General features: G+C 68.5%; 9 protein-coding genes and 1 pseudogene. 9 read left to right on the plus strand and 1 reads right to left on the minus strand.

What is annotated here, in order from left to right; translation table 11 throughout:
• Nucleotides 1-125: 125 nt before the first annotated feature.
• Entirely contained in the window at nt 126-638 is a 513-nt protein-coding gene (locus QSG27_RS25830; protein WP_306711249.1) for a GNAT family N-acetyltransferase, read from the plus strand.
• A 3-nt stretch (nt 639-641) separates the two neighbouring features.
• Here the strand turns inward: QSG27_RS25830 and QSG27_RS25835 are convergent, their stop codons facing one another.
• A complete protein-coding gene (locus tag QSG27_RS25835) occupies nt 642-896 on the minus strand; it encodes a sulfurtransferase TusA family protein (protein ID WP_183177533.1) in 255 nt (84 codons plus the stop codon).
• A 91-nt stretch (nt 897-987) separates the two neighbouring features.
• On the opposite strand from QSG27_RS25835, the gene QSG27_RS25840 reads away from it, so the two are divergent.
• The 8 genes and pseudogenes from QSG27_RS25840 to QSG27_RS25875 all read left to right on the plus strand — a co-directional run.
• Nucleotides 988-1,404: a MucR family transcriptional regulator gene (locus QSG27_RS25840; protein ID WP_306711251.1), complete on the plus strand. Its 417-nt coding sequence runs from the start codon at nt 988-990 to the stop codon at nt 1,402-1,404.
• A gap of 315 nt (nt 1,405-1,719) precedes the next feature.
• Nucleotides 1,720-2,544 (plus strand): GNAT family N-acetyltransferase, encoded by an 825-nt coding sequence (locus tag QSG27_RS25845; RefSeq protein ID WP_306711253.1) that lies wholly within the window; start codon nt 1,720-1,722, stop codon nt 2,542-2,544.
• A gap of 28 nt (nt 2,545-2,572) precedes the next feature.
• A complete protein-coding gene (locus QSG27_RS25850; protein ID WP_306711254.1) occupies nt 2,573-3,406 on the plus strand; it encodes a lysophospholipid acyltransferase family protein in 834 nt (277 codons plus the stop codon).
• 235 nt (nt 3,407-3,641) lie between these two features.
• Complete coding sequence (miaB, locus tag QSG27_RS25855; protein ID WP_306711256.1) at nt 3,642-5,030, plus strand: tRNA (N6-isopentenyl adenosine(37)-C2)-methylthiotransferase MiaB; 1,389 nt, start codon at nt 3,642-3,644, stop codon at nt 5,028-5,030.
• Nucleotides 5,027-6,085, plus strand: coding sequence for a PhoH family protein (locus QSG27_RS25860; protein WP_407653272.1), 1,059 nt, complete (start codon nt 5,027-5,029; stop codon nt 6,083-6,085). Before miaB ends, QSG27_RS25860 begins: the two co-directional genes overlap by 4 nt.
• The gene (gene ybeY / locus QSG27_RS25865) at nt 6,085-6,615 is read left to right on the plus strand and encodes an rRNA maturation RNase YbeY (RefSeq protein ID WP_306711259.1); all 531 of its coding nucleotides are present in this window, start codon (nt 6,085-6,087) and stop codon (nt 6,613-6,615) included. The genes QSG27_RS25860 and ybeY overlap by 1 nt, the downstream gene beginning before the upstream one ends.
• Nucleotides 6,612-7,538, plus strand: coding sequence for a hemolysin family protein (locus QSG27_RS25870; RefSeq protein WP_306711261.1), 927 nt, complete (start codon nt 6,612-6,614; stop codon nt 7,536-7,538). The genes ybeY and QSG27_RS25870 overlap by 4 nt, the downstream gene beginning before the upstream one ends.
• A gap of 204 nt (nt 7,539-7,742) precedes the next feature.
• Nucleotides 7,743-8,395 (plus strand): annotated as a pseudogene (locus QSG27_RS25875) (apolipoprotein N-acyltransferase); the annotation flags it as partial.

The following is an 8,395-nucleotide window of genomic DNA, read 5'->3' on the forward strand; positions in this document are numbered from 1 at the left end:
GCCGCCGGGCCGGGCACGCCCGACGCCGCCGTGGTCGCCGCGCTCGGCGCCGCGCGGGAGGCCGGGCTGCCGGCCCAGCCCTTCTACCTGCGCCCGCCCGACGTCTCCCTGCCGCGGAAGACGGCATGACGGCGGTCCCCCTTTCCGAAACGTCCCCGCCCGTCCGCCTTCAGGCCGCCGGCCTCGCCGACGTGCCGGTGCTCGCGGTCCTGCAGCAGGGCTGCTTTCCGGAGGACCCCTGGGGCGGCGAGTCCATCGCCGGCCTGATCGGCCAGCCCGGCTTCTTTTCCGTGCTGGCCTTGCGGGACGGCGGGAAGGAGGACGGCGGAGCGGGCGACCCGGTCGGTTTCCTTCTGGCGCGGGTCGCGGCGGAGGACGGGGAGATCATCGCCGTCGGCGTCCGCCCGGACGCGCGGGGGCAGGGCACCGGGCGGCGGCTGGTCGCGGCGGCGCTGGACGGGGCGCGGGCCCTGGGCGCCACCGCGCTGTTCCTGGAAGTCGCCGAAGACAATGGTATGGCACAATCCCTGTATAAATCCTGTGGCTTCTGTCCCGTGGGCCGTCGTCCGGGATACTACCGCAGGGGGGACGGAAGGGTTGCCGCCGTGGTGATGCGGTATTTGTACACCGACGAATAAATATTAACCTTTCTGAATCCAAAGGCGGTGAACCCCCTCCGGCTCATCCGGATTTTCGGGCGTCACGGCAAGAATGGAGTGACCCAGTTCGATCAAGGATCGGGGCACATTCTCCAAGGGTTCGCCAGCGTTCAGCCGGACTTCAAGCGTCTGCCCCGCGGCCATGCGCTCCACCGACAACTTGGTCTTGACGAAGGTTAACGGACACACCTCGCTGGTGATGTCCAAAAACAAATCCGGAGATTTTTTTTCGTACACTGCTTCCTCTTTAAGAGCAAAGGATGGATATTGCGCGCGGCCACAAACCTCTTTATATGGAGAGGAACGCCAAGCCGCGGAGCAAGCTTACATGAGCAATGGGAACCCTTCCAACGCGCTGTTGTCTCTGACCACGGAGATCGTGGCGGCGCATGTCTCGAACAATACAGTCGCTCTCGGCGATCTTCCGACGCTGATTGAGCAGGTGTACAAGTCTCTCGCGAATGTCGGGACCGAGCCGGTCGCGACGGAGGAGCGTCCGCAGCCCGCGGTGCCCATCAAGAAGTCCGTCACACCCGACTACATCGTGTGCCTGGAGGACGGCAAGAAGCTGAAGATGCTGAAGCGCCATTTGAAGACGGCCTACAACATGTCGCCGGAGGAATACCGCGACCGCTGGGGTTTGCCGGCGGATTATCCGATGGTCGCGCCGAACTATGCTCGCCAGCGCAGCTCGCTGGCCAAGCAGATCGGTCTCGGCACCCGGGCCCGCCGCGGCGCGGCCTAAGGTCCATTGGGCTTGTGCGTTGGTGTCCGGCGGACCGCCGCCGTTCGGTCCGGTCCGCCCCGGAACCCCGCCGCCCGGCTTTGATCTTTTCTTCCCTTCCGCGAGATCTTTACTTTCCCACCCTGCCGCCGACCCCGTTCGTTGGGGCCGGACCTCTGGGCCTGCCCGGAGGCTGGGCTTGTCCGGGGAAAGTTTGTCACGTCGCGGTTGACCGGCAACCGGCCATTCGTGTTATCCCTGTCCCGTGCCCGACTGGGCTCCGGATGGAGAACCGTCGGTTGCCGCGACCCGAACAACGCCAGCGAAGCGTCGAGCATGGCTGATACAGGCACGGACCAGGGCAGCTCTTCGGATCTGCGCATGGGCTCCCTCGAAGTGCGGCTGGCCGAAAGCGCCGCCGAGATCGACTGGGCGCAGGCATTGCGCTACCGCGTCTTCTATGAGGAGATGTCGGCGGTGCCGTCGCCGGAGATGGCCGCGCGGCATCGCGACTTCGACGATTTCGACACCATCTGCGACCATCTGCTGGTCATCGACCACGCCCGCGGCGACGGTCCGGAATCCGTGGTCGGCACCTACCGGCTGATCCGCCGTCCGGCGGCGGCGAAGGCCGGGCGCTTCTATTCCAGCGACGAATACGACATCGGGCGGCTGGTCAGCTATCCGGGGGAGATCCTGGAGCTGGGGCGGTCCTGCGTGGACGCGGCCTACCGCACGCGCGGCAGCAGCATGCAGTTGCTGTGGCGCGGCATCGCGGCCTATGTCTTCCACCACGACATCGCGGTGATGTTCGGCTGCGCCAGCCTGCCGGGCACCGACCCGGTGGCGATGGCCGAGCCGCTCGCCTACCTCCATCACTTCCATCTGGCCCCGGAGGAGCTGCGCCCCGTGGCGCTGCCGGAACGCTACGTCGGCATGGATCTGATGCCCCGCGACCGCATCGAGCCGAAGCGCGCGCTGACCGTCCTGCCGCCGCTGATCAAGGGTTACCTGCGGCTGGGCGGTTTCATCGGCGACGGCGCGGTGATCGACCACCAGTTCAACACCACCGACGTCTCGATCGTGGTGAAGACGGACCTGATCACCAACAAATATTCCAAGCATTACGAGCGGCGCAGCCGAGACGCCCAGATCGCGTGATCCCCAACCGCATCAGGAGACGCTTGGCATGACGGCGGTGGATGCAACCGGGGCACGCGCTTTGGGATCGCCGGTGCGCGGTGCCCTGCGCCTGACCCTCTATCTGCTGTGGACGCTTCTGCTGATCCCGGTGCAGGGGGCGGCGGTCGCCCTGCGCTCGCCGCTGCGCTTCCGGATACCGCGGGTCTACCACCGCGTCTGCGCCGCCATCCTGGGCATCGGCATCGTGGTGCGCGGCCGGCGCGCCGCGGACGGGCCGGTGCTGTTCGTCTCCAACCACTCCTCCTACCTCGACATCACGGTGCTGGGCTCGGTCATTCCCGGGTCCTTCGTGGCGAAGAGCGAGGTGGCCGGCTGGCCCTTCTTCGGGGCGCTGGCCAAGCTCCAGCAGACCGTCTTCGTGGAGCGCAAGGCCCGGGCCGGGGTGGAGAAGCAGCGCGACCATCTGGGCGCCCGGCTGGACGCCGGCGACAGCCTGATCCTGTTCCCCGAAGGCACCTCCAGCGACGGCAACCGCACGCTTCCCTTCAAGACGGCGCTGTTCGCGGTGGCCGCCCGGCGCATCGGGGACCGGCCGCTGACCGTGCAGCCGGTCAGCATCACGCCGACGCGGCTGGACGGCATCCCGATGGGGCTCGCCTTCCGCCCTTATTACGCATGGTACGGCGACATGGATCTCGCCCCGCATCTGTGGACGGTGTTCACGCTGGGCCGGATGACGGTGGAGGTGGAGTTCCATCCCCCCGTGACCATCGAAGGCTTCTCCAGCCGCAAGGCGCTGGCCGACCATTGCCAGCGCGCCGTCGCGCAGGGCGTGGAGCGCGCGGTGTCCGGAAAGCCGCGCCCGCCGTCCGTCCCGTGACGGAAACATTCCGCCCTGCGAAATGGAAACGCCTCTTGCGGGCACGATTGACTCGTTTTCCCGCAGTCGTGCTACCATATCGGTTGGAAGCGATGCCGCGACGCGGCGGGTCGCGCGCCGGATTGCGCCGTTCGGACCGGCGCCGTCCCAGCGCGCTTTTTTGTATTGGGCGCGCCTTTTCGTATTGGTCAAGATCGCGGTCGGTCCGGATCGCAGCGTGGTGTGGAAGGGATCGTTGAGTAAGAAGCTCTTCATCAAGACCTGGGGCTGCCAGATGAACGTCTACGACTCCGCCCGCATGGCGGATGTCCTGGCACCCCTGGGCTACCGGCCGGTGGACGAGCCGGACGGCGCCGACATGGTGATCCTCAACACCTGCCACATCCGCGAGAAGGCGTCCGAGAAGGTGTTCTCGGAACTGGGCCGCCTGCGCCAGCTCAAGGACGTCAAGGCCGCCGCCGGCGATGGCCGCATGATCGTCGCCGTGGCCGGCTGCGTCGCCCAGGCCGAGGGCGAGGAGATCGTCGCCCGCGCCCCCTATGTGGACATGGTGTTCGGGCCGCAGACCTATCACACCCTGCCGGAGATGGTCGCGAAGGCCAGCCGCAAGGTGGGCAGCGTGCTGAACACCGACTTCCCCGTGGAGTCCAAGTTCGACTTCCTGCCGGACGAGAGCGCCGGGCAGGGCGTCTCCGCCTTCCTGGCGGTGCAGGAGGGCTGCGACAAGTTCTGCACCTTCTGCGTGGTGCCCTACACCCGCGGCGCCGAGTTCTCGCGCTCCGGCACCCAGATCCTGGCGGAGGCGAAGCGCCTCGTCGCCGGCGGCACGCGGGAAATCAACCTGCTGGGCCAGAACGTCAACGCCTGGCACGGGGAGGGGCCGGACGGCACCACCTGGGGCCTGGGCCGTCTGGTCCGCGAACTGGCGGACATCGACGGGCTGGAGCGCATCCGCTACACCACCTCGCACCCGCGCGACATGGAGGACGACCTCATCCGCGCCCATGCCGAGGTGCCGCAGCTCATGCCCTACCTGCATCTGCCGGTGCAGGCGGGCTCCGACCGCGTGCTGGCGGCGATGAACCGCAAGCACACGGCGGACGACTACCGCCGCATCGTCGACCGGCTGCGCGCCGCCAAGCCGGATCTGGCGCTGTCGGGCGACTTCATCGTCGGCTTCCCCGGCGAAAGCGACGCGGACTTCGCGGAGACGCTGCGCCTCGTCACCGATGTCGGCTATGCCCAGGCCTATTCCTTCAAATACAGCCCGCGCCCCGGCACCCCGGCGGCCCTGGAGCACGCCCAGGTGCCGGAGGACGTGAAGGACGCCCGTCTGGCCGCGCTCCAGCAATTGCTGAACGCGCAGCAGCAGGCTTTCAACCAGAGCTTCGTCGGGCGCACCGTGCCGGTCCTGTTCGACCGCGCGGGCAAGCGCGCCGGCCAGCTCCTGGGCAAGAGCCCCTATCTGCAATCGGTGCACGCCGAGGCAAACGAGCGGCTGCTGGGCCGCATCGTGGAGGTGCGCATCGCCGCCGCCCATCCGAACAGCCTGGCCGGCCGCGTGGCGACCGGCGAATACCGCAGCTCCGTCACCGGCACGCAACCCGTGGAGGCGAGTGTTTGAACGGCTTGCCCGACCCGCGCCCCGATCAGCGTATCGACCTGAACTTCGACGACAACCGGCTTCTGCCGATGCTGTACGGGGAGCATGACCGCCACCTCGCCCGCATCGAGAACCAGCTGGGCGTCTCCCTGATCTCCCGCGGCAACACGCTGACCATCGCCGGTCCGGCGGAATCGGCGGAATCCGCCCGTTCGGCCATCGACGCCCTCTATGAGCGGTTGAAGCGCGGCATGACCGTCGGCACCGGCGAGGTGGACGCCGCCGTCCGCATGGCGACCGGCGTCGTCGGCGCGGTGCGCGACCAGAATCTGGCGACCCTCAGCCGCGGCGAGGTCGCGGTGCGCACCCGCCGCAAGGGCGCCATCACCCCGCGCTCCCCCATGCAGGCGGCCTATCTCCAGGCGCTCTCGGAAAGCGAGATGGTCTTCGGGCTCGGCCCCGCCGGCACCGGCAAGACCTACCTCGCCGTGGCCCAGGCGGTGGCGCTGCTGACCACCGGCCAGGTGGACCGCATCATCCTGTCGCGGCCCGCCGTGGAGGCGGGGGAGCGGCTGGGCTTCCTGCCCGGCGACCTGAAGGAGAAGGTGGACCCCTATCTGCGCCCGCTCTACGACGCGCTGCACGACATGCTGCCGGCGGAGCAGGTGAAGAAGCGGCTGGAGTCCGGCGAGATCGAGATCGCGCCGCTCGCCTTCATGCGCGGGCGCACGCTGGCCAACGCCTTCGTCATCCTGGACGAGGCGCAGAACACCACGCCCATGCAGATGAAGATGTTCCTCACCCGTCTGGGCGAGGGGGGCCGCATGGCGGTCACCGGCGACATCTCCCAGACCGACCTTCCCGCCGGCACGAAATCCGGCCTGCGCGAGGCGCTGGACATCCTGGACGGGGTGGACGGCATCCGCTTCGTTCATTTCACCGACGCCGACGTGGTGCGCCACCCGCTGGTCGCCCGCATCATCCGCGCTTATGACCGTGCCGAGGGCGACCGCGCCGAGAGCCAGCGCAAGCCCGCCCCCCGGCGGACCGCGCCGGATGGGGAGAGGGCACCGTGATGGCCGTGGACGTCGTCGTTTCACGTGAAGCGGGCGATTGGGCGGAAAACGCCGAATGGCTGTGCGAACGCGCGGCGCTGGCCGCGCTCGCCGTCATCTACGACGAGGAGGAAGGCCCGGCGGAACTGTCCGTCGTGCTGGCCGACGATGCGCTGGTGCACCGGCTGAACCGCGAATACCGCGGCAAGGACAAGCCGACCAACGTGCTGTCCTTCGCCCTGACCGAGGCGGAGGAGCCCGAACTGGGCGAGGACGTGCCGGTCATGCTGGGCGACGTCATCCTGGCCTGGGAGACCGTCGCCCGCGAAGCCGCCGAGCAGGGAAAAACCCCTTCGGACCATATGACCCACCTTGTGGTGCATGGCGTTCTGCATCTGCTCGGGTATGATCACGAGACGGATGACGAGGCCGAGGAGATGGAGCAGCTCGAAACCGACGTGCTCGCGACCCTCGGCATCGCCGATCCGTACGCCGCCACGCGCTCTCCGCCCGGAGAGTCGAACCTGGACGAACAACCACCGGACCGATGAGCGAAATTTCCGACAGTCGAACGCCCCGTGAAGACGGGGCCGACGATCAACAATCCTTGGGCCACCTGTTCCGCGGGTGGATGAGGACCGTTCTCGGGGGGCGCGACGACGCCACCCTGCGCTCCACGATCGAAGACCTGATCGAGGAGCAGGACAACGGCGAGGGCGGCGAAGGATCGCTGGGAGCGGGCGAGCGCGCCTTGCTCGCCAACATCCTGAAGCTCCGCGACCGGGCCGTCGCCGACGTGATGGTGCCCCGCGCCGACATCGTGGCGGTGGAGGTGGACACGCCGTTCCCCGCCCTGGTCCAGCGCATGGCGGAGGAAGCCCATTCCCGCCTGCCGGTTTTCCGTGAAACGCTCGACGACGTCGTGGGCATGGTCCACATCAAGGACGTGCTGGTGGCGATGGCCAACCGGACCCCGGTCGAGCTGAAGGACATCGTGCGCGATCTCAGCATCGTCGCGCCCAGCATGCCGGTGGTGGATCTGCTGGTGCAGATGCGCCAGAAGCGCCAGCACATGGCGCTGGTGGTGGACGAGTTCGGCGGCATCGACGGCCTCGTCACCATCGAGGATCTGGTCGAGGAGATCGTCGGCGAGATCGAGGACGAGCACGACGAGGAGGCGACCCCTCACTTCGTGGAGCGCCCCGACGGCTCCATCATCGCCGACGCCCGCGTCTCCATCGAGGATTTCGAGGAGCGTGTCGGCGCCTTCCTGACCGAGGAGGAGCGCGAGGACATCGACACGCTCGGCGGCCTCGTCGTGTCGCTGGCCGGGCGGGTGCCGGGCCGCGGGGAGATGCTGACCCATCCCTCCGGCCTGGAGTTCGAGATCGTCGAGGCCGACCCCCGCCGCATCCGGCGCCTGCGCGTGCGCACCGCGCCCGCCGAAAACTCCGCCCTGGCCGAGGTCGGGTAAGGCTCCGCAGGTTTTTTCACCACGGCAGGTTTTTTCACCACGAAGGCACGAAGGACACAAAGACGGCACAAAGAGGCTTTACCGCAGTCGCACAACCACGGGCGGGGCGGGGGCTTCTTTGTGAAACTCTTCGTGCCTTCGTGTCTTCGTGGTGACTCCCTGTCCAGACCAGCGCGACTCTCCCCGCATCCGGAGTTCCGATCCTTGGCCGCCACCGACACCCTGACCACCCCGGCCCGGCTGGGCCGCCTGTCCGTGCGTCTGGCCGGGCTGACCGGCTGGCGGCGGCTGGCGGCGGCGGCGGGATTCGGCGGGCTGGCGACGCTCGCCCTGCCGCCGGCCGGCGCGGTGCCGCTGCTGCTGATCGCCTTTCCGGGGCTGCTCTGGCTGCTCGACGGGGCGCGGACGAAGCGGCAGGCCTTCGCGGTGGGCTGGTTCTTCGGCTTCGCCCACCACCTGCTCGGCCTCTACTGGATCAGCGCGGCGCTGTTCACCGACATCGGGCGGTTCTGGTGGGCGCTGCCGCTGTCGGCGGCGGGGCTGCCGATCCTGCTGGCGATGTTCTCCGGCTTCGCCACCCTGCTGGTCTGGGTGCTGAAGGCCAGGGGATTGGGGAGGGCGGTGCTGTTCGCCGCCTCCTGGGCGCTGTTCGAATGGCTGCGCGGCCATGTCTTCACCGGCTTCCCGTGGAGCCTCATCGGCTATGGCTGGACGGGCCTTCTCCCGGTGCTGCAGGGCGTCTCGCTGATCGGCATCTACGGACTCAGCCTGCTGACCGTGCTGGTGGCGTCGCTGCCGGCGGGGCTGGCCGACCCGGCGGTGTCGCGCCGCCGCGCCTGGGCCGCGCTGGCCGCCGG

Origin of the sequence: Azospirillum isscasi, assembly GCF_030849505.1 — a bacterium.
Classification (GTDB): domain Bacteria; phylum Pseudomonadota; class Alphaproteobacteria; order Azospirillales; family Azospirillaceae; genus Azospirillum; species Azospirillum isscasi.